The following is a 23,600-nucleotide window of genomic DNA, read 5'->3' as shown; positions in this document are numbered from 1 at the left end:
CGCCTCGTGCCCTTGCGCCGTCGCAGCCAACGTAACGCCGGGACCCGCCAGGGGCATGTCGAACACCGATCAGGCCGACGCACTGCGCACACGATGGGTGTTGTCCGCAAGCCGCTCGGTGACACCCCGCCGGTCCAGCAGCTCCAGCAGGGGCACCGCGACCCGCCGCGTGGTGCGCAACGCCTGCCGCGCCTGACTGAGGGTGAACGGCTGGGGCAGTTCCGCGAGCACTTCGGCGGCCCGCCTGTCGCCGTCGGGAAGCAGGAAGACACCGTCGGCCACCTTCAGCAGACGTCCGGCGCGCACGGCAGCGGCCAACTCCCGTGCCCCGAGCCGCAGTTCCGCCATCCTCGCGGCGTCCGGCGCTGCGAACGGTGCAGCGCGCAACTCGGCGGTCAGCGCGGCCACCGCCGCCTCGACGGGTTCGGGAAGCACCGTGAGGCTGCCCGGCGCGCACACCCGCCCCTCCACCACCGGCAGCGACGCCGCACCGGCAAGCCGTTCCACGACACCGGCGCCGGGCAGCCGCATCCGCCGTCGTACCGCCTCCACAGGCATACCGGACTCCAGAGGGTGCTCGTCGCGCCACTCGTCGACCACGGCACGCAGGGAGACGACCAACTCCCGCCATACGGCCGGATGAACCCTCAGACCGTCACCCACCGGCACGCCGAGCACAGGCAGCCCCATGGCGTGCAGCTCGCTCACGGTCGCGAAGCGGCGGCGTCGCACCATCGCCTCGGCCGCCGCCTGCGGTGGAGCATCGGCGAGCGCGGCCAGCTCCGCAGCGCGCAACCGTGCGGCTCCGCGCCGGCTCAGCTCGGGCGGCGTCACGTCGAGTACGTCGACACCGGCGGCGATGCGGTGCCGACCGGGATCGCGCAGCAACGCGCGGTCGCCGACGCGCAACGGCAGGGGCCGGGCCAGCCGCAGCCGGGCGCTGCCCGCCCCCAGCGGCCGGACCCGGGCGGTGACGGACGCGGATCCCACATGCAGCACGAGTTCACGAGGGAGGTCACAGTGCCCGGTGGCGTCACCCCCGCTGCCGTCGGCGCCGCGCAGCGCGACGTCGACCTCAACGGTCGTCAGCCACCGGCCCGGAGTGAGGAGCGCGTCGCCACGGCCGATCGCCTGGTGCTCGACACCGCGCAGATTGACCGCCACGCGGGCCACGGCGTGGACCTCGGGCGTGTCACGGCCCAGCGTCTGCAGGCCGCGCACCCGTACCACCGCCCCGGTGGACGCCAGCTGAAGCTCCGCATCCCTGCGCAGGGTGCCGGCCGTCAGCGTTCCCGTGACCACCGTGCCGGCGCCGACGACGCTGAACGAGCGGTCCACCCACAACCGCACGTCGGCGTCCGGATCGGCTGGTGGCAGGCGTCCCACCAGCCGCTTCAGTCCGTCGTGCAGCCGGTCCAGGCCCTCGCCGGTGCGCCCGCTCACCGTCACCGAGTCGACCGGTCCCAGGCCGGTCGCCGCCAGGCGGGCCAGCGCCTGGCGCCGCGCCGGCTCCGGGTCGGCCAGGTCGCAGCGGGTGACGGCGAGCAGCGCATGCCGCACGCCCAGCGCGTCCAGTGCCTGCAGATGCTCGGCCGACTGCGGCATCCAGCCCTCGTCGGCGGCCACCACGAACAGCACGGCGGGGACCGGACCGACACCGGCGAGCATGTTGGGCACGAACCGCTCGTGGCCCGGCACGTCGACGAACGCCACCTCCGGTCCACCGGGCAGGGTCGTCCAGGCGAAACCCAGGTCGATGGTCAGCCCGCGTCGGCGCTCCTGCTCCCAGCGGTCCGGCTCCATTCCGGTGAGCAGCTTCACCAGCGTCGACTTGCCGTGATCGACATGGCCGGCGGTCGCGATCACGTGCACGGCCGCGCACTTCCGTGGTCGTCTCCGTCCGGGCGCCCACCGCTCGTGTGCGACCGCCGCGCGGCGCGTACGGCCTCCAGCACCGCCTGCTCCTCCTCCGCGCCGACCGTGCGCAGATCCAGCAGGCACCGTCCACGCTCCACCCGGGCGATCACCGGGACCGCGCCGGTGCGCAGCAACGGGCCGTACGCCGCGGGGAGGCCGACGGCCGCGCTGGGCAGGGTCACCCCGGGCGCACCGCCACCGCCCACGGCCGCCTCCGTACGCAGCACCTCCGCCGGTACTCCCTCGGCGCGCAGCCGTTCGACCAGCCGGGCGGCGCGCTCGTGCAGGGCGGTCGCGTCGGCGGCCAGCGCGGCGCGTACGGGCGGCTCCGGACCGCGCAGGGTCGCTTCCAACGCGGCCAGGGTCAGCTTGTCCACCCGCAGGGCCCGGGCCGCGGGATGCCGGCGCAGTCGCTCGACCAGCCCCGCTTCACCGAGCAGCAGCCCGGCCTGCGGACCGCCGAGCAGCTTGTCGCCACTGGCCGTCACCAGCGCTGCCCCGGCACGCAGCGCGGTGGTGGCGTCCGGCTCCCGGGGGAGCAGCGGGTGCGGGCCGAGCAGACCGGAACCGATGTCCACCACCACCGGCGGTCCCAGCGCCGCCAGCTCGGCCACCTCCGCGGCCGCGGTGAAACCGCTGATGTGGAAGTTGGAGGCGTGCACCTTGAGCAGGAAGCCGGTCTCCGGGCCGATGGCCTCGGCGTAGTCCCGTACATGGGTGCGGTTGGTGGTGCCGACCTCGCGCAGCCGCGCGCCGGTGGAAGCCAGCAGCTCCGGAATGCGGAACCCGTCGCCGATCTCGACCAGCTCGCCCCGGCTGATCACGATCTCCCGTCCTTGAGCCATCACCAGGGCGCACAGGAGCAGCGCGGCCGCGTTGTTGTTCACCACGTGTACCGCTCCGGCATCGGGCACGGCCTCGGCCAGGGCGGCGAGCGCCCCGCGTCCGCGGCGGGCCCGGCGGCCTTCGGCGAGGTCGAACTCGACGTCCGTGCATCCGGACGCGGCCATCACGGCGTCCCGGGCGGCAACCGACAGCGGGGCACGGCCGAGATTGGTGTGCACCAGCACCCCGGTGGCGTTGATCACCGGCCGCAGGCCACAGGCCCGATCGGGCAACTGGCCGACCGCCGCGTCCACCACGTCCTCGGGAGCGATCTCTCCGGCCCGCGCGCGTCGCTGGGCCTCCGCGACAGCCGCCTTCACCAGGGGGCTCCCCAGCGTCCGCACGGCGGTCGCGATGCGCGGTTCGGCCAGCACGGCGTCGGTGCCGGGGATGCGACGGCGCGGATCGCTCATGGCATCCCTTCCGCTCACCGTGAGCCTCCTGCGGGGCATGCGTGGCGGAGGCGGACGGGAATCGAACCCGCCAACGGCAGCTCCTGCCGTTCAACGGTTTTGAAGACCGGGCCGGTCACCAGGCCGGACACGCCTCCCCGCGCCACGCGGCCATCTTCGCAAAAGCCCTATACAGGCGCTAACGGAACGCATCCGGAATCATGATCTGCATGACCTCACTGACGGCGCCCGGCGCATCCGTCCGCCTCACCCAGTACGCGCACGGCGGCGGATGTGCCTGCAAGATCCCGCCGGGCGAGCTGGAGGAGGTGCTGCGGGGCTTGGGGGCCGCCGTCCCGGTCCGTGACCCCGAGGGCGAACTGCTCGTGGGACTGGACGACGGCGACGACGCCTCCGTCGTGCGGCTGCCGGACGGCACGGCGGTGCTGGCGACCACCGACTTCTTCACGCCCGTGGTCGACGACCCCTACGACTGGGGCCGCATCTCCGCGGCGAACGCGCTGTCGGACGTGTACGCCACCGGCGGCCGTCCCCTGCTCGCCGTGAACCTGCTGGCCTGGCCACGAGGAGTCCTCCCGCTCGACCTGGCCCGCGAGGTGCTGCGCGGCGGCCTGGACATGGCCGCGGCCGCCGGCTGTCACGTCGCCGGCGGCCACAGCGTGGACGACCCCGAGCCCAAGTACGGCATGGCGGTCACCGGCCTGGTCGACCCTGACCGCCTGCTGCGCAGCGACGCCGGAAAACCTGGTGTGCCACTGTCGCTGACCAAGCCGCTCGGCATCGGCGTGCTGAACAGCAAGCACAAGGCCACTGGCGAGGTGTTCCCGCACGCGGTCGAGGTCATGACGCGGCTCAACCGGGAGGCGGCCGAAGCGGCGCTGGCCGCCGGGCTCACCTGCGCGACGGACGTCACCGGGTTCGGACTGCTCGGCCACGCCTACAAGCTCGCCCGGGCGAGCGGGGTCACGGCACTGATCGACGCGAACGCCGTGCCCTACCTCGACGGCGCCCGGCAGGCGCTGAGCGAGGGGCACGTCAGCGGCGGCACCCGGCGCAATCTCGCATGGGTACGCCCCCACACCGACCTGTCGGCGGTGAGCGAGGACGAGGCACTGCTCCTGGCCGACGCACAGACCTCCGGCGGCCTGCTGGTGGCCGGCGAAATCCCCGGCGCGCCCGTTGTGGGCGAGCTGCTGCCACGCGGCGAGCACGTCCTGGTGATCCGCTGAACCCGGCCGTGAAGACGACGGCCGTGTTGTCTTCTCGCAGGCGTGGCAGAGAGGCGCCCGCCGACCCGGGCCTTGACCCGGCCGGCGGGCGCCGCCGCGGAAGAGCTACTGCCCTGGGTGCAGAACCACCTTGGTGTAGCCCTCGACGCGCTTGTCGAACTTCTCGTACGCCGTGGGCGCCTCGGCCAGAGGCAGCTCATGGGAGACGACGAAGCTCGGCCGGGCACGCCCCGAGATGATGAGGTCGCGCAGCTGCCGGTTGTAGCGCTTCACGTTGCACTGCCCGGTGCCCAGACGCAGCCCCTTCTCGAAGAGCTTGCCGATCGAGACCATGAGCTTGCCGTGCTTGGCCTGCTCGTCCGGTGCCCCCGGGTCGGCCGGCACATAGAGGCCGGGTATGCCCAGCGCTCCGGTCGGCCGGACGGTCTCGATGATCGAGTTCAGCACGGCCGCGGGCTCCTCGCGGTTCTCGCCCCTGGCCATGGCCTGGTAGCCGACCGCGTCGATGCCCTTGTCCGTGCCTTCGCCGTTCGTCTGCTCCTTGATCTGCTCGACCGGGTTGCCTTCGGCGAAGTTGATCGGGATCGCGCCGATCTCCTCGGCCTTCTGCAGCCGCTCGAGCACTCGGTCGACGACGAACACCTTCGACGCACCGCGGATCATGGCCGAGTAGGCGGCCATGAGTCCGACGGGCCCGCCGCCGTACACCACGACACTTTCACCCGGGGAGACCTGGGCGAGTTCGTTGCCGTGATAGCCGGTCGGGAAGATGTCGGCGAGCAGAATGAAATCGGTCTCGTTCGCGGTGCCTTCCGGCAACTTCAGACAGTTGAAGTCGGCGTACGGTACGCGCAGGTATTCGGCCTGGCCCCCGGTCCACGGCCCCATCGCCACATAGCCGTATGCGCCGCCGGCGAAGCCCGGATTCACGGTGAGGCAGAATCCGGTGTAGTCGGCCACACAGTTCTTGCAGAAACCGCAGGCGACATTGAAGGGCATGACCACGCGGTCGCCCTTCTTGAGAGAGGTGATCCCCTCACCGAGTTCCTCGACGATGCCCATGTTCTCGTGGCCAAAGACGATGCCCGGTTCGGCGGCGGTGCGGCCCTCATACATGTGCAGGTCAGAGCCGCATATGGCGGTGGACGTCACCCGCACGATCACCTCGTTCGGGTGCTGGAGTCGAGGCTTCTGGACCTCTTCCACCGCTACCTCGAACGGTCCTTTGTAGACGACAGCCTTCATATGACACCTCCGATGAGCGGTGCTTGATCGCTGCCGGAGGCCAAACGGCCGTCAACCGAACGTAGCCTGGTGCGAACGGGCAGTAGAAAGGTCGCGGCCGTTCGCCTCACGTGACCCAACTCTCATGGTCCCCCTGTAGAGGAAGATGAAACAGGCCAGCTATTGTCAATTAAATTCCGATTTCAACCTCGCGCCGAATGGGAGGACGAGGAAAGTGACTCAGCGTTTCGGGACCTTGATCGTCCCGGTGCCCGGCATCTCGGGCACCATGTACCCGCCGGGAACGCCGGTGGCCATCAGCGGCCGCGGCTCGTCCGTCGACGCCTTCGTGGACGGCGACTGGCTCCCGCTCGCCTGGTGGGAGTTCGCCGAGGGACTTTCCGAGGGCGTCCCCGACAGCTGACCCTCTAGCGCAGGTGGGGCGGACCCACCTGGATGGTGTCGCTGCACACCTGGGTCGGCAGCCGGTGTCCCTTCGCGTTGGTCACGTGCACGAAGGAACCGTAGTCGTGCTTGGCGGGGTGGGGCACCATCACATCGCTGGAGGCGTTGTAGTCCCCCGCGATCCAGCAGTTCATGCGCGGGACGTCGTGTGGCTGGTAGAAGAGCGGGAAGTCGACCGTCCGGCCCGGGTTCAGTACCAGCCGGACGGGCACGGCCTCCTTCTTCGGCTCCGACTCCACGTCCTGCGCCTTGCCGACCCAGACGTGCATCTGCGGGTAGCCGTCGGAGGCGCAGGGCTTCGCACCTCTGTTCCTGGCGCTGAGCACGGCCGTCGGCGCGCCTGCCGGCTTGTCGGCCAGGCGAGTCCATTTCCAGCGCAGCTGGGGTGATCCGCAGGCGGCTGGGCGGGGGTGAACCCAAAGGTAAGCGGTCAACCCCGCCAACCCCACCAGCACCGCCAGGCCGAGTATCAGGATCGTTGCTTTTCGCTGCGCTATCAAAACATCCCCCGTGGAGAGGCCCTCTGCCTCTGCGGACAGGTAGATGCAGCTACTCCCCGGGAGGTTCCGGCGGACGGGTCGGCGTCAGCCGTGGTAGGAGCTGGTCCGGTAATGGCTGCGGAACTCGGCCAGCAGTTCGTCGGTCGCTTCGGCCCCGGCGCTCACGGCGGCGTGGACGTCACGGAAGTAGTTTTCGTAACCGGCGGGTGTGTAGAGGCACAGGGCGCGAGCGAGGACCGACCCTGCATTGCGGAAGCCGTGCGGGGTGCCGCGGGTCGCGGCGAGCAGATGGCCGGCACCTGCGGTCACCTCGCCGTCCCCGGTGTGGAGCGTCAACTCGCCCTCAAGAACGTAGAAGTACTCGTCATGGCCTTCATGCACATGAGGCCTGGCACCGATGGTGCCAGGGGCGAGGCTGAACTCCTCGAAGGCGAAGTGCCCGCCCGTGTGCTCGCCGGTGAGCCGGAAGAAGTGTGCGACACCGGCGACGTCTATGAGTTCACCGTCCTCGGGGCTACGCAGCAGCGGACGGGCGGGAATCCGGGACTGATCATCGGTCATGGGGGCATTGTGGCCCAGGGATCACTGCTTCCGAATCATGCCCTGGTACGGCAGCAATCCCCTCGAAGTGGTTGGGGGCCGACTACTCCCGGGGGAGATGCCGACCCCCTGCGGGCGGCGACGGCTCAGCCCAGGCCGAGGCTGGAGAGCGCGGTCGTCCAGTCGGTCATGATGGCGTTCTGCGCGTCGTCGAGGCTGACCTCACCGGCGCAGACGGCCTTCTTCAACTTGTTCTCGACGGAGTCCTTCTGGGAAGAGGTGGCGTCGCCGGAGTGCGGCTCGGGCCAGAGGTTCTCCTCGCTCTTGGGCGCACCGCCGAGTTCGAGCGGGACGAAGTGGTCCTCCTCGTAGTCCGAGAGGCTGGTGTCGGAGTAGCCGTACTCGGCGATCTGCTTCTCCTTCAGCGCGTTGGTGTACGAGGTGGAGGGCCGTACGGTCGCGGTCCAGCCGGAGACGCAGATGGTCGAGTCGATGGTGTCCTGGGTGACGTCGGGGTTGAGGTCGCCGGGCGTACAGACCGGGTCAGGCAGGGGGAGGTAGGCCCGGCTGCAGCTCGCGGCGTGGGCGGAGCCGGTGGTGACGGTGAGGCCGGCGGCGGCGAGGGCGAGGCTGGAGAGGGCGGTCACCAGGGGGCGGGGTATTCGGGACATGTGGGGGTCTCCCGGTGCGGTGCCCGGCAGGATTCCGGGCGATCGTGAGCATGACAGCACCGGGATCATCTATGCGAGTAGACCTCTTTGCCCGACCGAGGACTCCCTTGAATGAACGTTTATCCGACTGAGAGCGGTGAGGGGTGAAGTCTTGACGCGGCCTTGACAGCGGGCTCGGGGAGGGGACTTCGGTGCCCGTCCGTGCGGCATGACGGCTCGTCAACTACACGCTGTGACCTGCGTAAACGCCTGCTGAACCTGGAGTGTCCCGATCAGGACAGCTTGGGATGGCAGCGTGCGTCCGACAGTTCGCAGTAGGCACCCGTCGGCTGGGGCCCGAGCAATCGGGTCAGAACCTCGCACGGCCTCGAAGCGATCGCTGCGCTGCCCTGGCCTAGTCCCGCCGGGCGGGCTCAAGGGCGGGTGGCATCCGGCCGTCCCCGGCCGGGCCGATGTCGCCGTCCTCCCATGCGGGGTCGTAGGCGCAGGGCACGGTGGCGCCGCCGGTGAAGTACTCGCGGTCCGGGTACCAGGTGAAGGACATCCGCTCGTCCCCGTCGTTCCGCTGGACGAACAGGAACCAGTCCCTGCCCTTCGTGCCCTCACGGTAGGACGTGACCTTCCAGCCCTGGTCCATCAGATGCCGGTGCAGTCGGCGCAGGCCGGGAACGGCCCGGCTCGCGGGCACATGGTCCAGAGCCCAGTCGTGGCTCATCCGGTAGGCACCGTCGACGGTCTTGTCGTCCATCCCGAGCAGGCCCCCGTCGTAGCAGAAGCCGGAGTCGAACGTGTTCTCCGTGCTGACGCCGACCTTCTCGACTCCTGGCGCCACTGTGCGCTCGAACCCCAGGACGTCGTAGGCCTCCTGGGAACGCTGGAAGGCGCGTCCCGCCATGTCCTCGGGCGCAACACGGGGAAAGTCCGTCGACTCCGATGAGCCCGATGCGAGCACGACCAGAACGACTCCGACGAGCACTACTACGACGACTGCGCCGACGGCGACGGCGGCGGCGCAGCCGCGTCCCAGGGCCCCTGGAACGGAAGAAGGGGCCCCGGAGTTGCTCGGGGTGGCGGTGGGGTCGGTCGGTGCGGTCTCCTCGGTCATACGGGGGACGGTATGTCGGCAGGGGAGCGCGACGGATCGGCGAAGCTACGTGGCAAGGAGTGGGTACGCGTACTCAGTCTCCAAGAACCGCCTTGTGCCTCACGATTCCGATCGGGGCTTTTCCGCCGACAGCTACAGCGTCTGACACGGCGCGGGACCGTACCGAAGTCCGGCCAGTCAGCCAGTCAGCCAGTCAGCCGGTCAGGCGCGGCAGCGCAGCATCTCCAGCGGCGGGTGCGCGAGGAGGTCCGCCCAGAAGTCCTCGCCGAACTCACGGATGCCGGCTTCGGACACCTGCAACGGAACCCACTTCACGTCACTGAACCCGGCCGCCCGCAGACACTGCTCGTAGACCTCGCGGCGCGGGACCGCGGAGACGATGCTGATCGGCTGCGGGTCGAGGAGAGCCGTGACCCGCACCCGCGGACCCGTCTCGATCTCCTCGCCGGTCGGCTCGCAGAGAAACCCGTACTTGTCCAGGGACGGGCAGTCGAACCGGTAGTCGGGCTTCTGGGCGAACACGAAGAACTCACCACCCGGCACCAGACTCCGGTGGATGTTGCGGCACATCCGCTCCATCTCCGCGATGTCCGCAGCGTAGTTGAGGCACTGCACTCCCACCGCGATGTCGAAGCGCCGGTCGAGCGGCCGCAGTTCGGCCACGTCACCGACCTCGTAGCGCAGACCCAGCGGGTCACGCTGCTCGATCGCCCGCGCGGCGGCGATCATCTCGACGGAGATGTCGACACCGAAGACATCCGTGGCGCCGCGCCGCTTCAACTCCCTGCTGTAGAAGCCGGTGCCGCACGCCACGTCGAGAACCGACCTGCCGCTCACGTCCCCGACCATGCCCAGGAAGCTCGGTACCTCCCCGTAACGCATGAGCGGCAGGGACTTGAACCCCTCGAATGCCTCGCCGATCTCGTCGTACTGCTGCACGCTCACGTGCCGCCCCCTCCAGTGACTCGTCCTGTACGCGGCCACGCCGGCCCTCCGGATACAGAGGCTCGCCGGGCCGCGGTCGTGGCAGAGAGTCTGCTCCGCCCTGGTCCGGCCGCCGTACTGGCAGATGACACGAAGAAGTTGGCCGGGTGACCCTCGTATCACCCAACACTTGCACTTGCACTCGCATGAGTGCTCGCCTTGTCAGCTGCCGCCGATCCCCAGGGCGGCGAGCAGGACCAGGACGAGGGTGGTCACGGCGAACAGGCCGTGGGCCATCACGACCGGCAGCGGGAAGTGGCCTTCGGCAGGGACGGCCCCTTCCGCTCCCTGAGTTGCTGCGGTGGCTGGAGTCGGCCCGGCGGCGGCGCGGTCTCGGTAGACGGGGATCCAGCGGGCCAGCATCACGAATCCCAGCAGGGCGACCGGCAGCAGCAGAGCGAACGAAGTCCAGGCCAGGGCGGTCTTGTCGGCCACGACGTAGATGATCCACACCACCAGCCCGATCGCGGCCAGGGCGAAGTGCCCGAAGACGGCCGGTGCGGGCAGGTGGCTGGTACCGGATTGCTGCTGCTGGATTCCGCCCCGTCGGATCCAGGTGCCGAGCATGTAGAACCCGCCGAGGGCGGTGACCACCCAGGCGATCAGTGCGGCGATGTCCATGGGGAACTCCCTGGTGATGACCGTGTCGATGGCAGCCGGACGACGCCGGCGGCCGTGGACGGTGCGTGGGCCGGTCACATGCCGGAGCCTGCGTTTCGCGCGCTGTGGTCAGGCACGAATCCCTCGGCCTGGGTGCTCTCGTCGGCGACCCGTACGCCGTAGCGGTAGGCGAGCTTGCCGCCGAGGAAACCCGAGACGCCCAGGGCCACCATGCTGAGTGCGGACAGGACGAGCTTGCCGATGCCGACACTCCCGCCGTCGGTGTAGGTGCTGTAGCGCCACAGGAAGTTGACGGCGTAGGCGGCGGTCACCGCCAGGTTCAGTGTCATGTGGACCAAGGCGGTGGCATGGGCCGGAGTGCCGGTCGGAATCGCGAACAGGTCGAGGAATCCGACCATGGCCGCCAGCACCGCTCCGATCACGCCTACGGCTATCAACCACTCCGAGCCCTGGGTCAGGAATCCGGGACGGTGCACGACATGGGAAGCGATGTCGAACACCAGGCTGGTCACCCAGGCGCCGATCGGCACCGTGACCAGAATCGGGTGGAACGGGTGGCCGTACGGGCCGGCGAGCGAGGCGCTGACCGGACGCTTCGCCTGAAGCCGCGACTCAGTGACCATCGCAACCTCCCACTAGTTTCACCAATAAGTGTTGGCCTTATTGGGGTGGAACGTCAAGGTGCGCAGTACAAGGCGTCAAAACAGCTCTTGTGTCCACTCGCATGGGAGTTACCGTGGTCTCGTGGCTCCTGACCCGACTCCGCAGGCCGACGCGGCCGAGACTGCCGTCGAGACCACCGCCGGGATCGCGGGCGACACCACTGCCGACACCGCGATCGAATCCGTCGGCGTCCTGAGCGAGGACTCTCGGCGGCGCATGTTCACCTTCATCCGGCGCGCCCGCCGCGCCGTCACCCGCGACGAGGCCGCCGCCAGCGTCGGCATCTCCCGCAAACTCGCCGCCTTCCATCTCGACAAACTCGTCGACGCCGGCCTGCTGCGCGCCCGCTACGAAACGCCTAGCGGGATCCGCAAGGTCGGCCGACAACCGAAGGTGTACGAGCCCACGGATGCGCAGATCACCGTGAGCATCCCCGATCGGCGCCACGAGTTCCTCGCGGAGCTGCTCCTCGATGCCGTCCTGACCGAGGAGGCGGGCGAAAACGCCGCGCAGGCGGCTGTACGGACCGCCGAGCAGCGCGGTCGGCAGATGGGCGAGGCCGCCCGGGACGAGACCCGCCCGGGCCGTCTGGGCCCCGAGCGCGGGCTGACCGCCTGCGAGCGCCTGCTGGACCGGTACGGCTACGAGCCCGTACGGGAAACCCCCACTCAGCTCCGGCTGCGCAACTGCCCCTTCCACCCGCTGGCCGCGAAGGCCCCTGACCTGGTGTGCGGCATGAACCAGGCCTTCCTCAGCGGCTACCTCGACGGCCTGCAGGTCAACGGAGTCCAGGCCATCCTGGCTCCCGAGCCCGGGGAATGCTGCGTACGGCTGGGCCCGAGCGACGCCGATCGCGATGATCGGCAGACTCGGGGCTGATGACGCGGGGCCGGCCGCCCCACCGTTCCGTATCGGCGCTGGGGTCGCGGTCGGTGTCGCCCGCTACTCCCCGGTACAGCAACCGTCCCCGGATGCCGAACCCGCGGCCGTTTCCAGACGGCAGAAGCAGGACGCCTCGATCGGCACGTCCGCCATCGCCGCGGCGATCTTCAGCTGCTGGGCCACGATCAGCGCTTCTCCCTGCTTGCCGAGCCGGACGAGGCATTCGTGGAGGCCGTGCAGGGCCCAGACGTTGCCCGGGTGCTGCAGCGGGCGCGGCAGCGTGTCGTCGAGTCCGAGGTCGGCGCGGTAGACGGCCTCGGCATCCGCGACCAGGCCCTGTTCGAGAAGCAGTGCGCCGTATGCGTGCCGGGTGGGCTGCATCCACCCCCACGGCTCGTCGTACGGAAGCCCGTCGTCCAGTTCGATCGACCGGCGCAGTGCCGCGAACGCCGCTTGGTGCCTCCCCTTGCGGTAGGCCAGCTCTCCGTCCAGCATCTGCGCGGCGATCGCCAGGATGTCCGTACAGGTGTTGTTGAACAGCGTTCGCGTCTGGGGGACCCGGGCGACCGCCTCACGGAAGAGCTGACGTTCCGCGTCGGCCTCGTCGACCCGGCCGGTGGCAGAGAGTGCGACTGCCCGCGCGTACCGCAGCATGGCCGTGGTCACGCAGTACAGCTGCGCGTCGGCGGGCATCGGCAGGCTCAGGATGTCGTCCCAGCGGCCGAAGCGGATGAGCACGTGCACCCGCATCGCGAGGAAACCCTCCAGCCAGTCCGCCATGGGCGGGCTGTCCACACGCAGCAGTTCCTCGGGCACGGCCGCTTCGAGCCGGTCCGCCGTGTCGAGCGCGTCCTGGAAGCGGCCGAGGAACATCGCGCCGTAGATCTTGAAGTGGTAGTTGTGACACCGGTACAGGGTGTAGAAGTTCATCGCTCCGGCGCGGGCGCGGAACTTCTCGTCGGCCGCGATCGCGTCGGCGTTGTCGGAGACCACCCGGCGGTAGTCGCCGCAGAGCACTTCCAGGTGGGACGGCATGTGCTGGAGATGTCCCGCGTCCGGCACCAGGCCGCGCAGCCGGTCGCCCACCGACAGGGCGACCTCGGGGGCCGGGGACATCTCCATCAGATGGATGTACATGTGAAGCAGGCCCGGGTGCCGCGCGGCCGCCTCTGTGGCCATCGCCCGATCCAGTACCGCTTTGGCCTCGGTGGTGCGCGAGCCCGGGGCCGGCCTGCCCGTGCGGGTGTCCCACAGCTGCCAGGGTGTCAGGTTCATCAGGGCGTCGGCGTACAGGGTGGCCACGTCGAGGTCGTCGGGCGCCAGTCGGTGGACGGAGCGCATGCCGTCGGCGTAGGCGGCGCTCCACACGGAACAGTCCTCGGCATCGGGGGACTGGGCCCGTGGACAGCGAGCGTGCAATGCGTCGATGAGCGCCTGCTCGACCGGGGTTGTGCCGGCGGCCTTCGCGTGGGCGCGCTGTACGGCGGCGTGCGCACGTTCCACGCTCCGCCCCAGGTCCTGCTCGTCGAAGGACTCCCAGGGCTTGTTGTAGTTGGGGCCGAGCGCGTAGGCGACGCCCCAGTCCGCCATGGCACAGTCGGGATCCGCCGCAGCGGCGGCCTCGAAGCAGCGGACGGCCTCCTCGTGGTTGAAGGCATACGTCCAGTTCAGCCCGCGGTCGAACCACGTCTGCGCCTCGGAGGACGACGTTGTCACGCGCCGACCGTGGCTGCCGAGGTCGTAGTACTGCATACGAACTCCTCAAGGCTGTCGGCCAGCCGCCCCGGTTTCCGGGATGGCACGACGGTGGCCGGTGCGACGACCCTAGCGACGGACGGTGGCGATATCGCCCATTCAGGCAGAAAAATACCCGGACACGGCGTCCGGGTGGAAGCGCGCACTCTCGTATCCCTGGGCACTGACACCGGGTGGGCGCCGCCGCATGCAGCTGGCCAACGGCTGTCCCGCACATAATTTCTGGCGCGCTGGATGACGACCCCAGCTACCCTCCGCTCATGGAGCAGGACCACCCCCTCGTGCGCGAAGTCTTCCCAGATCTCGTCACAGAGCTGATCACTCTCCTGGAGCACGAAGGAGAACGCGAGCTGGCTGTCTGCGCGTGGGATCTTCGTCTGGTCGAAGAGTGCGGCTGCGGCGACGACTTCTGCCAGAGCTTCCGGACCGCACCTCATCCGCAGGGCCAGCCATATGGCGCCGGCCACCGCTGCGTGCCGCTCCTGCCCTCGCGAGGCATGCTGTGCCTGGACGTCGTGGACGGCCGGATCATGTTCGTCGAAGTCCTCGATCGGCCACCGATGCACCGTCGGAGTTCGCGGCCGTGAGGAGGCTCGGAACGGCCGGTGGCAGCGACGGGCCGCACTCGTCGGCGAACCCGGCCTCCTCCAAGACCGGGCGCACGGCGGCCAGGAAGTGCTGTTCGTCAGCTCAGTTGCCGTACTGACATGAGTAGATGGCGGTGGTCCTCGTACGTCGCGTCATCCTCGCCCGGTTCGCCACTGATCAGTGCCCGCTGGCCAGGGCCCAGAAGTTCAAAGCGCACTCGGGAGGCGCTGAAGGAGTTGAGGGCTTCCAGCAAGTTCGCGGGGTTGAAGGCGACTGCCAGGTCATCGGAGCCGGCCAACGTGGCCGCGAGCTCCTGCGAAGCAATGTCGTCTTCGTACCCCGCTTGCAGGAGGACGGTTCCCTGGGCGGAGAAATCGAGCCGGATCGGGCTGTTCGGCGCCGCGACGACCGCGACACGGCGGACCGCGTCGGCGAGCGCCTCCCGCTGCGTGACCGCGACTGCCGGGCTGTCCAGTGCGAACAACTTGTCGTAGCGCGGCAGCCGTCCTTCAAGCAACCTCAGTGTCGTACGCATCCCGGTTCCCTCGAAGGCCATCAAGCCACCATCCGAGCCGGCTGAACCGGTCAGCCCGATGCGGATCAGCCCCGACTTCGCCAGCGAACGGGAGATCTCGGTCAGTCGGCGGCCGGGAACCACCACCTGCACCGCTTCGGAACCTGCCACCTCCGGCTTCCACGGCATCGTGCGCACGGCATACCGGTACCGGTCCGTAGCGGCCACGGTCATCGACTCGCCGTCCAGCAGGAGCTGGATCCCCGTGAGCACCGGGAGGGAGTCGTCACGGCCGACAGCTATCACGACCTGCGCGACCGCCGCCGCGAACTCTGCCGCATCCACGTTTCCGCGCACGGGGGGAAGCTCGGGAAGGGCCGGATACTCCTGCGTGGGCAAGGTCGACAGCCCAAAGCGCGTCCCGCTCCCTTCCAGCGTGAAGCGCGCGCCTTCCAGTGCGCACACCACCATCGTGTCGGGCAGCACCCGGCAGATATCGAGCAGTCTGCGCCCCGGCACGAGCACCCGACCGGCTGTCAGCGTGTCCGCCGGGACCTCGATGGTCGCGGACGCCTCGTAGTCGAAGCCCGAGATGCGCAGCCGCCCTTCCGCCGCGTCCAGCATCAAGCCGCCCAGCACAGGCACAGGCGAACGTGCGGGCAACGACCTGGCCGCCCAGGCCACGGCCTCGGCGAGAGCGCTTCGCTCGATCCGGAACTCCATCCGTACATCCCCCATCGCGTCGCACCAGTTGGTCCGAGCACGCTATATGCCGCCACTGACAACGCATGGCTCGTGTCGGTGTACCCCGCAGAGGGCGAGGGGGCTCCAGATCCGGGGAACGGGGCGGCACGCGGCGCCGGATGGTCCGGGGTGCGGGACGCGCTGTCCCGAGACGGTCCGGGGCGCCCTGTGGAGGACGAACGGCCCATTACGCTCGCCACCGAAACGATCACCAGTCTCCGGGGGAACCCATGTCAATCAGGCATGCCCGCAGGGCAGTTGTGACCGCAGTCGCGGTTGCGGCGCTCACTGTGGCCGGCGCGGGCACCGCGTCCGCCGACGGCGTTGTGACCTGGCACCATCGGCCGTCGGACAACTGCCTGGCCATCGTCATCAACAAGCAGACCGGTCGCTGGCTCGACAGCAACGGCAGGAGCGTCTGTCTCGGCCCGGGCGGCTGGAACAACGACAACAAGTACCAGCTCTGGTACTGAGCCGCCCATGCGCATCAACACCGCCCGCATAGCCAAGCCGTCCAGACCGATCTCAAGGCGACCGCGAGCGAGCTCGAATGGGTCCTCGCCGGCTACCAGTTGAGCTACGCGGTCTTCATGATCACAGGCGGTCGGCTCGCGGATCTGTACGGGCGCAAGCGCGTCTTCATCATCGGAACGGCGGTCTTCACGCTCTCGTCCATCGCCTGTGCCATGGCCGATGATCCGAGCGTGCTCATCGGTGCCCGGATAGTCCAGGGCCTCGGCGCGGCTCTGATGGTTCCGCAGGTCTTCGCCGTCATCACGCTGACGGTCTCAGCGCGGCACCGGCATCGTGTCTTCGGTGTTTTCGGGGTCGTCATCGGCATGGCGTCGGTCAGCGGTCAGCTGGTCGGCGGCCTCCTGATCGGCGCGAACCTCTTCGGATCCGGCTGGCGCTCGGTGTTCTGGGTGAACATCCCCATCGGCATCGTCACGATCCTGCTGGCCCTCAAGTACGTACCGGAGTCGCGGGCGGAGCAGACCCGCAAGCTCGACGTGCCCGGCGTTGTGGTCCTCAGCGCGGCACTGATGCTGCTCACGTACCCGCTCATCCAGGGGCGGGACGCGGGCTGGCCCTGGTGGACGTGGGCGTGCTTCGTGGGCAGCGCGGCGGCGTTCGCGCTCTTCGTCGCACTGGAGCGAGCAGTCGACCGGCGCGGTGGTGAGCCACTGATCAACCTGTCACTCTTCGCGCAGCGCTCGTTCTCGCTCGGTATCGTCCTCGTCCTGGTCGTGTATGCGCTTCTGTACTCGTACTACCTGTCGCTGTCCGTCTCGATGCAGGACGGGCTGGGCATGTCGGCCCTCGGCTCCGGGCTTGTCCACACGCCGGCGGCGGTGACCTTCTTCGTCTGCGGCCTGATCGCCGGACGGATCGTCCCGAAGTACGGCCGCCGTGTACTGGAGATCGGTGCGGTCATCCTCGCGGTCGGCTATCTGACGACCGCCGTGGTTCTGCTGTCCGGGCCGCGTCTGACGCCCCTGCTCATCATCCCGACCCTGATGCTGCAGAGCGCGGGGGGCGGTTTGCTGATCACTCCGCTGCTCAACACGGTTCTCGCGCGGATCGATCCGCAGTCTGCGGGCATGGCCTCGGGCTCGCTGTCCACCGCCCAGCAGGTCGGCGCTGCGCTGGGCGTGGCGGTCGTCGGAGCAGTGTTCTTCCACTCCTTCCAGGCAGGCGCCGCCTCGGGCGTCAAGGTGCACGCGGCGGGACACGCATTCGCGCTGACGTCCCTGACGACCTTCGCCATCGCGGCGCTCGCGGCCCTGCTGGTGTTCCTCTTGCCGAAGGCGCCGTCGACGAAGGCCTGACGACGCGGAACAGGTGCCGGCGCCTCCGGGGAGCGAGTCCCGGGAGGCGCGGGCACCCGTCGCGCCGCACGGCCCGGTGCGAGGAGTGCTCAGGCCGATTTCAGGAGATTTTCCACTGTGCGACGAACCTTGGCGATGACGTCATCGTCTCCGAGGCGCAGAGCCGTGTTGGCCGCGCAGAGCACGGAATCGATCTGAAAGACCGCGAGGTCGACGTCGAGTTCAGCGATCTCGTGGGATTCGACGGCGTTTCGCAATTCCTTCGCGATGGTGTCGAGCCATTCCTGCTGGTTGTGGACCAGGGCGTCGCGGATCGTTCCCGGCTTGCTGTCGAAACGGGCGATGTTCGCGACGCGGAAGCAGCCGCCTTCGAACAGTGGGGTTTTGGCGTAGTCGAACCAGTGCTCTATCAAAGAGCGCAGCCGGTCGACTCCGGGGGCCGCTTTCCTCGCCGGGCGGACGACCGCGTCGATGAACATTTCGCGCGCATAATCGATGGTCGCGAGCTGGAGCACTTCCTTGGACCTGAAGAGGGTCTGGATACCCGCCTTGCTCATGCCTGTGTCGGTCGCGAGACGGCCGAAGCTCACGTCGTCCAGCCCGTCGAGGGAGGCGATGTCGACGGCGCGCCGCAGTGCGGTCTCACGCGCTCGCGCACCTTTGAGCAGGCGCTTGTCAGTGATCGACACCGCGTCAGTCCGCGCGACGAAGCTTCCCGCCCCAGTATCCATACGGTCGATCGTACATCTTGTGGGGGGTGTGCGAGAGTACCCGGCATTCGCGCACCGGCGTTCAGGGCGTGCGGCGGGCAAGGGTGGCGGCCGGCGCCCTGACCATCTCGCTCGCCATGACGGCCTGGCCCGATGTGGAGAAGTGGATGCGATCCGTACTCAGCAGGTTCTCCCGGGAGTTGACGGGGTGATCCCACATGTCGACGACGACGGCGTCGTACTGGGCGGCAAGGGCGCGGGTGAGGTCGTTCAGGGTGAGTACGCGCTCCGTCCAGTCGGGGAAGACCGGCACGACGTAGGAGCGCCCCAGGGTGAACGTGGTGAGCTGTACACCTGTCTCAGTCGCCAGGTCGTACATCTTGCGCATGCCCTGCTCGATCTTCCCGAAAAGCCGACGCTCTTGTCCCCCGTCCCTGCGGAGAGGCTGTCCCCGATCACGGCGTAGCGCTGCCAGGGGGCATCGAACAGCAGTGCCGCAGCATCGACTGTGGCCAGGCAGTACGGGTCGGTCTCCTCGGTGAAGGATGTCGAAGTCACCACTAAAGCATGCGGTCGACCGTATGTAATGTCAACGTCGAGGCGACGCCTTCCTGGTGCTCCCTGAACCGCAGTCATACGAGGGATGTACTGCCTGGTAACTTCTGCGGGTGATCATTTCCTCCCGCTTAAACCGTCTGGCATGCCTCACGCTGATATCCGCCCTCTCCCTGGCCGCGCTGCCCGCCACCCCCGCCACCGCCGCCGATACGACAACCCCACATCTCGACGCCGTGGAACGCACCTTGCGCGAGATCTCGCCCGGCCTCGAAGGGGACGTGTGGGAGCGGACGAGCGGCAACCAGCTCGACGCCGCGGACGGTGACCCCGCCGGCTGGCTGCTCCAGACGCCCGGGTGCTGGGGCGACGCAGACTGCAAGGACCGCGTAGGCACCAAGCGGCTGTTGGCGAAGATGACCGAGAACATCTCCCGGGCGACGCGGACCGTCGACATCTCAACTCTCGCGCCCTTCCCGGACGGCGCCTTCCAGGACGCCATCGTCGCCGGCCTGAAGTCCTCCGTGGCCTCCGGTCACAAGCTCAAGGTCCGCGTCCTCGTCGGCGCCGCGCCCCTGTACCACATGAACGTGCTGCCCTCGAAGTACCGGGACGACCTACGCAGCAAGCTCGGCCCGGCGGCCGACGCCGTCACGCTCAACGTCGCCTCGATGACCACGTCGAAGACCGCCTTCTCGTGGAACCACTCCAAACTCCTGGTCGTCGACGGGGAGTCCGCGATCACCGGCGGCATCAACGACTGGAAGGGCGACTACCTCGACACCGCCCACCCGGTCACCGACGTCGACCTCGCCCTGACCGGCCCCGCCGCCGGCACGGCCGGCCGGTACCTGGACCAGCTGTGGAGCTGGACCTGCCGCAACCAGAGCAACATCGCCAGCGTCTGGTACGCCGCCTCCGGCGGAGGGGACTGCATGGCGACCATGGAGCGGGACACGAACCCGCGGGCCGTCCCGGCCACCGGCGACGTACCGGTGATCGCCGTCGGCGGGCTCGGCGTGGGCATCCAGGACACCGATCCCACCTCCACCTGGCATCCGACCCTGCCGTCCACGTCCGGCACCCGGTGCGTGGTCGGGCTGCACGACAACACCAACGCCGACCGCGACTACGACACGGTCAACCCCGAGGAGAGCGCGCTGCGTTCACTGATCTCCAGTGCGACCAGCCACATCGAGATCTCGCAGCAGGACCTCAACGCGACCTGCCCGCCGCTGCCCCGCTACGACACCCGCGTCTACGACGCCCTCGCCGCGAAGCTCGCCGCCGGCGTCAAGGTGCGCATCGTCGTCAGCGACCCTGCCAACCGCGGCGCGGTCGGCAGTGGAGGCTACTCGCAGATCAAGTCCCTCTCCGAGATCAGCGACGTACTGCGCAGCCGGCTCACCCAGGTCACCGGCGACGAACACAGCGCCACGGCAGCGCTCTGCTCCAACCTGCAGCTCGCGTCCTTCCGCAGCTCCCCGAACGCGAAGTGGGCCGACGGACACCCCTACGCTCAGCACCACAAGCTGGTCTCGGTCGACGGTTCCGCGTTCTACATCGGCTCGAAGAACCTCTACCCGGCGTGGTTGCAGGACTTCGGGTACATCGTCGAGAGCCCCCACGCCGCCCAGCAGCTCGACACCCAGCTGCTGAGCCCGCAGTGGTCCTACTCCAAGGAGTCCGCCACGGTCGACTACGAGCGGGGGATCTGCCAGATCTGAAGTCCCGCTGTCCGCAAGGAAGTCCGCGGCCAGCCCGGACACCCACCCGCTCAAGGCGATTTCAACTGGCCTGATCACCAAGCCGCGAGCTACTCGGCGATGCCTCGGGTGAGCAGGACCATGGTGACGAAGGTGCGGTACAGGCGGACGGGGTCGTCGTCGCGTAGTTGGACGGTGAGTTCGTCCGCACGGACCACACCGTTGATCCAGGTCACCATCTCGGCCAGGTCTGCGTTGCGGAAGCGGACGGTCAGGGTGGCCGGCAGGGCGATCGCGGGCAGTTGGGCGTCGGCCAGCCGCCGCACCGCGCCACCGGCGGCCTCCGTGATCACCTCACGAGCCTCTTCCGGGTGCAGGCTGTCGGCGGCGAAGCGGGAGACCGAGTTCTTCACCACCGCCGCCTGGACACCGGGGCAGAACGGCTCGATCTGCGCGGCGGTGACGTCGTCGCCCGTGACCAGCACGACCGGTACCCGGTGTCCGAGCGCGACCAGGGCATTGATCCCGGCCTCCCCGGTCGGCACACCGTTCAGCCGGACCTCGGCGATCGCACGCGGGTTGTAGGTGTGCGACAGCGTCGCCGGGGCACCGGACATGGAGCCGTGGTACGAGACGAAGAAGACCGCGTCGAACGACTCGTCGAGCCCCTGCATCATGTACAGCGGCTTGTGCCGGCCTGACAGATATCGTGCCCGGTGCGCCAGCCGGTCCGGGCGCAGGTTGGACATCGCCGAGTGCGAGTCGTTGACCAGGAAGGCCCGTGCGCCGGCCGCCGCCGCGCCTTCGATCGCAGCGTTGACCTCCTGCTCCAGGAGGTCCCGGTAGTAGCCGTACTCGGAGCCCGACGGCCGGCACTGGTCCCAGTCGACGACCCCTGCGGTGCCCTCCATGTCCGACGAGATGAAGACCCTCATCCGTACGCTCCCCTCAACAGCCGCCACATCCTGGGCGTTCACGATCGGATCATCGCCCGTGGCCGGGCAAGACCGGTAGTTGGCACCCACGCGGCCGTGGACCGCGCCGAGCGCCGTGGCGTTGGCCCTGCTTCTCCAGGTTCCCGAGCATGCTGCTGCGCGCCCCGCACATGGCGGCCAGGACGCCCCCGCACCACACCCGTGGACCGGTACAGTGCCCGCCGTGATGGTGGGCACCGAAGAAACCCGGCTGGTCGTGCTGCGCGGTAACAGCGCCTCGGGAAAGTCGTCCGTCGCGGCCGGCCTCCGCGAGAAGTTCGGCCGCGGCCTGGCCTTGGTCGGCCAGGACAACCTGCGCCGCATCGTCCTACGCGAACGGGACCGGCCGGGCGCCGCGAACATCGGCCTGATCGATCTGACCGCGCGCTACGCCCTTGACGCCGGGTTCCACGTCGTGGTCGAGGGCATCCTGTACGCCGACCGCTACGGCGACATGCTCGCCCGGCTGCGCGCCGACCACCGTGGCCCGACCCACGGTTACTACCTGGACGTGCCATTCGAGGAAACCCTCGCCCGGCACGCCACCAAGCAGCTGCCGGGTGAGTACGGCGAGGCGGAGATGCGCGGCTGGTACCGGGAACACGATCTGCTGCCTGGCGGCATCGAGACCGTCATCGGCGCAGACAGCACGCTCGCGGCGACGGTCGACCGCATCATGCTCGACACCGGCCTGGCCTGCCTCCCGGCCTTGGACCGCTGACACACCGGGGCCCCGCACGTCAGTTGTCGTCTGTCGTCAGTAGGGGGGCGTGGGCGCGCTCGTAGTAGATCCGTCCGGAGGAGCCGGCAGCAGGGCGTCGCGGACCATGCCGGGCCTGTCGAACTCTGGGAGGCTGGCCGTCCAGAAGCAGTCGCCGGCGAACAGAGGCGCCTCGGCGTAGGGGCGCGCCGAGCCCGAAGCCCCCGTAGGAGTCGCTTGATCCGCCACGGCGATGCCTCCGCCCTCCTCAGTGGCGGATCAGGCCCGTACGTTTGACGGTCGTCGGCAGCGGTGTGGTGTCGATGGCGGTGACCCCGTCCAGGGGGCCGACCGAGTCCGTGAGGAAGGTGTACAGGGCGTCGAGGTCGGCGGCGGCGAGTGCGACGACCAGGTTGGCGGGGCCGGTGGTGGCGGCGCAGAACCGGACGTGAGGGTGGGCGCTGAGGGTCTGCGCGGTCTCCTGCAGTGCGCCGGGTCGTACGGCGATCCACAGCAGGGCTTCGGCGTGAGCGCCGAGCAGTGAGAGGTCGAGTTCGGTGGCCAGGCGGACGACCTGGCCGCGTACGAGTGCGTCGAGGCGCCGGCGGGCGGTGAGGGCGGTGCCGTGCACGACGCTTCACATCGCCGTGTCGTACACGTCGTAGCTGTCGTTGAAAGCGCGTGATTCATGAGTTCCCCGGAAGTCTCCGGCCCTTTCGTGTGGTCATGCCGTCGGGCCAGCGGTACTGGACCGTGCTGGACGAGGAGCGCCTGGAGCCCGTACGGGCGGCGGACGAGTTCTTGCGGCACGTACGGTTCGGTCGCGATCAGGCGGAGTCGACGACGCGGACGTACGCCGGGGCGGTCGCGCTCTACCTGACCTGGTGCCGGTGCACCGGCCGCGACTGGACGACGGCCGCGAGCCGCCTGGGAAGCTTCCCAGCTCTACGAGATCGCCGACGACCGCGACCTGCCGCCCGAGGCCCGCGGCGAGGGCAGCGGCCTGCGCTACTTCGCCAAGGCCAGGCACCGGGCCGCTGAGCCGGACGGGCCGGTCGGCCGCGCCACGGACGAAGAGGTTCTGGCCCTGCTACGGGCCTGCCGCAACGCCCGGGACCGGTTCATCGTGCTCCTCTTGGCCAGGGCCCGGCCTGCGCCGCAGCGAGGCCGTGGGCCGCCTGCGCCGTGAAGACATCCACTTCATCCTGGACGCCAGCGGCTGGGCTGCCGGATTCCCGGCTCCCACCTGCACGTGGTACGCCGCGACAACGACAACGGCGCCTGGGCGAAGTCGCGGCGCTCGCGCGCGATCCCCGTCGACTTCCTGCTGGTCCAGGCTTACGACCGGTACGCCGTCGAACGGGACGCCTGCCGCGAGGCACGCGACAGCGACTTCGTCCTGGTGAACCTGTTCCGGCAGCCGCTC

At 69.3% G+C, this 23,600-nt stretch carries 23 protein-coding genes, 1 tRNA gene and 1 pseudogene; 8 read left to right on the top strand and 17 right to left on the bottom strand.

Annotated elements, in window-relative coordinates:
* Positions 1 to 69: 69 nt before the first annotated feature.
* The 3 genes from ACFY3C_RS40955 to ACFY3C_RS40945 all read right to left on the bottom strand — a co-directional run bounded on the left by ACFY3C_RS40955 (position 70) and on the right by ACFY3C_RS40945 (position 3,352).
* Positions 70 to 1,872, bottom strand: coding sequence for a SelB C-terminal domain-containing protein (locus ACFY3C_RS40955; RefSeq protein WP_390774470.1), 1,803 nt, complete (start codon positions 1,870 to 1,872; stop codon positions 70 to 72).
* Entirely contained in the window at positions 1,863 to 3,215 is a 1,353-nt protein-coding gene (gene selA / locus ACFY3C_RS40950) for an L-seryl-tRNA(Sec) selenium transferase (protein ID WP_390774527.1), read from the bottom strand. The genes ACFY3C_RS40955 and selA overlap by 10 nt, the downstream gene beginning before the upstream one ends.
* A 42-nt stretch (positions 3,216 to 3,257) precedes the next feature.
* Positions 3,258 to 3,352 (bottom strand) — tRNA-Sec (locus ACFY3C_RS40945).
* Between the two features lie 72 nt (positions 3,353 to 3,424).
* Between ACFY3C_RS40945 and selD the strand changes: the two genes are divergently transcribed.
* The gene (selD, locus tag ACFY3C_RS40940) at positions 3,425 to 4,444 is read left to right on the top strand and encodes a selenide, water dikinase SelD (protein WP_390774469.1); all 1,020 of its coding nucleotides are present in this window, start codon (positions 3,425 to 3,427) and stop codon (positions 4,442 to 4,444) included.
* Positions 4,445 to 4,549: 105 nt separating this feature from the next.
* Here selD and ACFY3C_RS40935 read toward each other — a convergent pair whose 3' ends face one another.
* Positions 4,550 to 5,689 carry a glutathione-independent formaldehyde dehydrogenase gene (locus tag ACFY3C_RS40935; RefSeq protein ID WP_386579993.1) on the bottom strand — a complete coding sequence of 380 codons (1,140 nt, stop codon included), beginning with the start codon at positions 5,687 to 5,689 and terminating at the stop codon, positions 4,550 to 4,552.
* A gap of 214 nt (positions 5,690 to 5,903) precedes the next feature.
* On the opposite strand from ACFY3C_RS40935, the gene ACFY3C_RS40930 reads away from it, so the two are divergent.
* Positions 5,904 to 6,092 (top strand): hypothetical protein, encoded by a 189-nt coding sequence (locus ACFY3C_RS40930; RefSeq protein WP_386579995.1) that lies wholly within the window; start codon positions 5,904 to 5,906, stop codon positions 6,090 to 6,092.
* Between the two features lie 4 nt (positions 6,093 to 6,096).
* Here the strand turns inward: ACFY3C_RS40930 and ACFY3C_RS40925 are convergent, their stop codons facing one another.
* The 7 genes from ACFY3C_RS40925 to ACFY3C_RS40895 all read right to left on the bottom strand — a co-directional run bounded on the left by ACFY3C_RS40925 (position 6,097) and on the right by ACFY3C_RS40895 (position 11,177).
* A complete protein-coding gene (locus tag ACFY3C_RS40925; RefSeq protein WP_390774526.1) occupies positions 6,097 to 6,582 on the bottom strand; it encodes a DUF4232 domain-containing protein in 486 nt (161 codons plus the stop codon).
* 135 nt (positions 6,583 to 6,717) lie between these two features.
* Positions 6,718 to 7,194 (bottom strand): cupin domain-containing protein, encoded by a 477-nt coding sequence (locus tag ACFY3C_RS40920; RefSeq protein ID WP_390774468.1) that lies wholly within the window; start codon positions 7,192 to 7,194, stop codon positions 6,718 to 6,720.
* Between the two features lie 125 nt (positions 7,195 to 7,319).
* A complete protein-coding gene (locus ACFY3C_RS40915) occupies positions 7,320 to 7,844 on the bottom strand; it encodes a hypothetical protein (protein ID WP_390774467.1) in 525 nt (174 codons plus the stop codon).
* A gap of 394 nt (positions 7,845 to 8,238) precedes the next feature.
* Positions 8,239 to 8,949, bottom strand: coding sequence for a hypothetical protein (locus tag ACFY3C_RS40910; RefSeq protein ID WP_390774466.1), 711 nt, complete (start codon positions 8,947 to 8,949; stop codon positions 8,239 to 8,241).
* 201 nt (positions 8,950 to 9,150) lie between these two features.
* Entirely contained in the window at positions 9,151 to 9,894 is a 744-nt protein-coding gene (locus tag ACFY3C_RS40905; protein ID WP_390774465.1) for a class I SAM-dependent methyltransferase, read from the bottom strand.
* Positions 9,895 to 10,095: 201 nt separating this feature from the next.
* Positions 10,096 to 10,632 carry a hypothetical protein gene (locus tag ACFY3C_RS40900; protein ID WP_390774464.1) on the bottom strand — a complete coding sequence of 179 codons (537 nt, stop codon included), beginning with the start codon at positions 10,630 to 10,632 and terminating at the stop codon, positions 10,096 to 10,098.
* Positions 10,629 to 11,177, bottom strand: a complete 549-nt coding sequence (locus ACFY3C_RS40895) for a DUF2231 domain-containing protein (RefSeq protein WP_390774463.1) — start codon at positions 11,175 to 11,177, stop codon at positions 10,629 to 10,631. The genes ACFY3C_RS40900 and ACFY3C_RS40895 overlap by 4 nt, the downstream gene beginning before the upstream one ends.
* A gap of 121 nt (positions 11,178 to 11,298) precedes the next feature.
* Between ACFY3C_RS40895 and ACFY3C_RS40890 the strand changes: the two genes are divergently transcribed.
* Positions 11,299 to 12,096: a helix-turn-helix transcriptional regulator gene (locus ACFY3C_RS40890; RefSeq protein ID WP_390774462.1), complete on the top strand. Its 798-nt coding sequence runs from the start codon at positions 11,299 to 11,301 to the stop codon at positions 12,094 to 12,096.
* 63 nt (positions 12,097 to 12,159) lie between these two features.
* On the opposite strand, the gene ACFY3C_RS40885 is transcribed toward ACFY3C_RS40890, so the two are convergent.
* Positions 12,160 to 13,851: a tetratricopeptide repeat protein gene (locus ACFY3C_RS40885; RefSeq protein WP_390774461.1), complete on the bottom strand. Its 1,692-nt coding sequence runs from the start codon at positions 13,849 to 13,851 to the stop codon at positions 12,160 to 12,162.
* Positions 13,852 to 14,114: 263 nt separating this feature from the next.
* Between ACFY3C_RS40885 and ACFY3C_RS40880 the strand changes: the two genes are divergently transcribed.
* Positions 14,115 to 14,441 carry a hypothetical protein gene (locus tag ACFY3C_RS40880; protein WP_390774460.1) on the top strand — a complete coding sequence of 109 codons (327 nt, stop codon included), beginning with the start codon at positions 14,115 to 14,117 and terminating at the stop codon, positions 14,439 to 14,441.
* Positions 14,442 to 14,539: 98 nt separating this feature from the next.
* Here the strand turns inward: ACFY3C_RS40880 and dnaN are convergent, their stop codons facing one another.
* Entirely contained in the window at positions 14,540 to 15,679 is a 1,140-nt protein-coding gene (dnaN, locus tag ACFY3C_RS40875) for a DNA polymerase III subunit beta (RefSeq protein ID WP_390774459.1), read from the bottom strand.
* Between the two features lie 251 nt (positions 15,680 to 15,930).
* Here dnaN and ACFY3C_RS40870 point away from each other — a divergent pair, with 251 nt between their 5' ends.
* On the top strand, positions 15,931 to 16,173 hold the full coding sequence (locus ACFY3C_RS40870) for a hypothetical protein (protein ID WP_390774458.1): 243 nt from the start codon (positions 15,931 to 15,933) through the stop codon (positions 16,171 to 16,173).
* A 48-nt stretch (positions 16,174 to 16,221) separates the two neighbouring features.
* Positions 16,222 to 17,529, top strand: a pseudogene (locus ACFY3C_RS40865) (MFS transporter); the annotation flags it as partial.
* A gap of 89 nt (positions 17,530 to 17,618) precedes the next feature.
* Here the strand turns inward: ACFY3C_RS40865 and ACFY3C_RS40860 are convergent.
* Positions 17,619 to 18,260, bottom strand: coding sequence for a TetR/AcrR family transcriptional regulator (locus tag ACFY3C_RS40860; protein WP_390774457.1), 642 nt, complete (start codon positions 18,258 to 18,260; stop codon positions 17,619 to 17,621).
* Between the two features lie 61 nt (positions 18,261 to 18,321).
* Positions 18,322 to 18,627: a hypothetical protein gene (locus ACFY3C_RS40855; RefSeq protein WP_390774456.1), complete on the bottom strand. Its 306-nt coding sequence runs from the start codon at positions 18,625 to 18,627 to the stop codon at positions 18,322 to 18,324.
* 280 nt (positions 18,628 to 18,907) lie between these two features.
* On the opposite strand from ACFY3C_RS40855, the gene ACFY3C_RS40850 reads away from it, so the two are divergent.
* The gene (locus tag ACFY3C_RS40850; protein ID WP_390774455.1) at positions 18,908 to 20,521 is read left to right on the top strand and encodes a phospholipase D-like domain-containing protein; all 1,614 of its coding nucleotides are present in this window, start codon (positions 18,908 to 18,910) and stop codon (positions 20,519 to 20,521) included.
* An 89-nt stretch (positions 20,522 to 20,610) separates the two neighbouring features.
* Here ACFY3C_RS40850 and ACFY3C_RS40845 read toward each other — a convergent pair whose 3' ends face one another.
* Complete coding sequence (locus ACFY3C_RS40845; protein ID WP_390774454.1) at positions 20,611 to 21,435, bottom strand: M55 family metallopeptidase; 825 nt, start codon at positions 21,433 to 21,435, stop codon at positions 20,611 to 20,613.
* 226 nt (positions 21,436 to 21,661) lie between these two features.
* Between ACFY3C_RS40845 and ACFY3C_RS40840 the strand changes: the two genes are divergently transcribed.
* The gene (locus tag ACFY3C_RS40840) at positions 21,662 to 22,195 is read left to right on the top strand and encodes an AAA family ATPase (RefSeq protein ID WP_390774525.1); all 534 of its coding nucleotides are present in this window, start codon (positions 21,662 to 21,664) and stop codon (positions 22,193 to 22,195) included.
* A 247-nt stretch (positions 22,196 to 22,442) separates the two neighbouring features.
* Here ACFY3C_RS40840 and ACFY3C_RS40835 read toward each other — a convergent pair whose 3' ends face one another.
* Positions 22,443 to 22,805 carry an Lrp/AsnC ligand binding domain-containing protein gene (locus ACFY3C_RS40835; protein ID WP_390774453.1) on the bottom strand — a complete coding sequence of 121 codons (363 nt, stop codon included), beginning with the start codon at positions 22,803 to 22,805 and terminating at the stop codon, positions 22,443 to 22,445.
* Positions 22,806 to 23,600 lie beyond the last annotated feature (795 nt).

It is taken from the genome of Streptomyces sp. NPDC001410 (genome assembly GCF_042895235.1).
Lineage (GTDB): Bacteria > Actinomycetota > Actinomycetes > Streptomycetales > Streptomycetaceae > Streptomyces.
Note: the sequence above shows the minus strand (reverse complement) of the source record. Positions and strands in the feature narration are given on the sequence as shown.

Bases quoted from the DNA above. Each gene is read 5' to 3' on its own strand.
- selA (WP_390774527.1), bottom strand. From the start codon at position 3,215: ATGAGCGATCCGCGCCGTCGCATCCCCGGCACCGACGCCGTGCTGGCC.
- selD (WP_390774469.1), top strand. From the start codon at position 3,425: ATGACCTCACTGACGGCGCCCGGCGCATCCGTCCGCCTCACCCAGTAC.
- ACFY3C_RS40935 (WP_386579993.1), bottom strand. From the start codon at position 5,689: ATGAAGGCTGTCGTCTACAAAGGACCGTTCGAGGTAGCGGTGGAAGAG.
- ACFY3C_RS40920 (WP_390774468.1), bottom strand. From the start codon at position 7,194: ATGACCGATGATCAGTCCCGGATTCCCGCCCGTCCGCTGCTGCGTAGC.
- ACFY3C_RS40915 (WP_390774467.1), bottom strand. From the start codon at position 7,844: ATGTCCCGAATACCCCGCCCCCTGGTGACCGCCCTCTCCAGCCTCGCC.
- ACFY3C_RS40910 (WP_390774466.1), bottom strand. From the start codon at position 8,949: ATGACCGAGGAGACCGCACCGACCGACCCCACCGCCACCCCGAGCAAC.
- ACFY3C_RS40895 (WP_390774463.1), bottom strand. From the start codon at position 11,177: ATGGTCACTGAGTCGCGGCTTCAGGCGAAGCGTCCGGTCAGCGCCTCG.
- ACFY3C_RS40885 (WP_390774461.1), bottom strand. From the start codon at position 13,851: ATGCAGTACTACGACCTCGGCAGCCACGGTCGGCGCGTGACAACGTCG.
- ACFY3C_RS40880 (WP_390774460.1), top strand. From the start codon at position 14,115: ATGGAGCAGGACCACCCCCTCGTGCGCGAAGTCTTCCCAGATCTCGTC.
- dnaN (WP_390774459.1), bottom strand. From the start codon at position 15,679: ATGGAGTTCCGGATCGAGCGAAGCGCTCTCGCCGAGGCCGTGGCCTGG.
- ACFY3C_RS40870 (WP_390774458.1), top strand. From the start codon at position 15,931: ATGTCAATCAGGCATGCCCGCAGGGCAGTTGTGACCGCAGTCGCGGTT.
- ACFY3C_RS40860 (WP_390774457.1), bottom strand. From the start codon at position 18,260: ATGGATACTGGGGCGGGAAGCTTCGTCGCGCGGACTGACGCGGTGTCG.
- ACFY3C_RS40855 (WP_390774456.1), bottom strand. From the start codon at position 18,627: ATGCGCAAGATGTACGACCTGGCGACTGAGACAGGTGTACAGCTCACC.
- ACFY3C_RS40845 (WP_390774454.1), bottom strand. From the start codon at position 21,435: ATGAGGGTCTTCATCTCGTCGGACATGGAGGGCACCGCAGGGGTCGTC.
- ACFY3C_RS40840 (WP_390774525.1), top strand. From the start codon at position 21,662: ATGGTGGGCACCGAAGAAACCCGGCTGGTCGTGCTGCGCGGTAACAGC.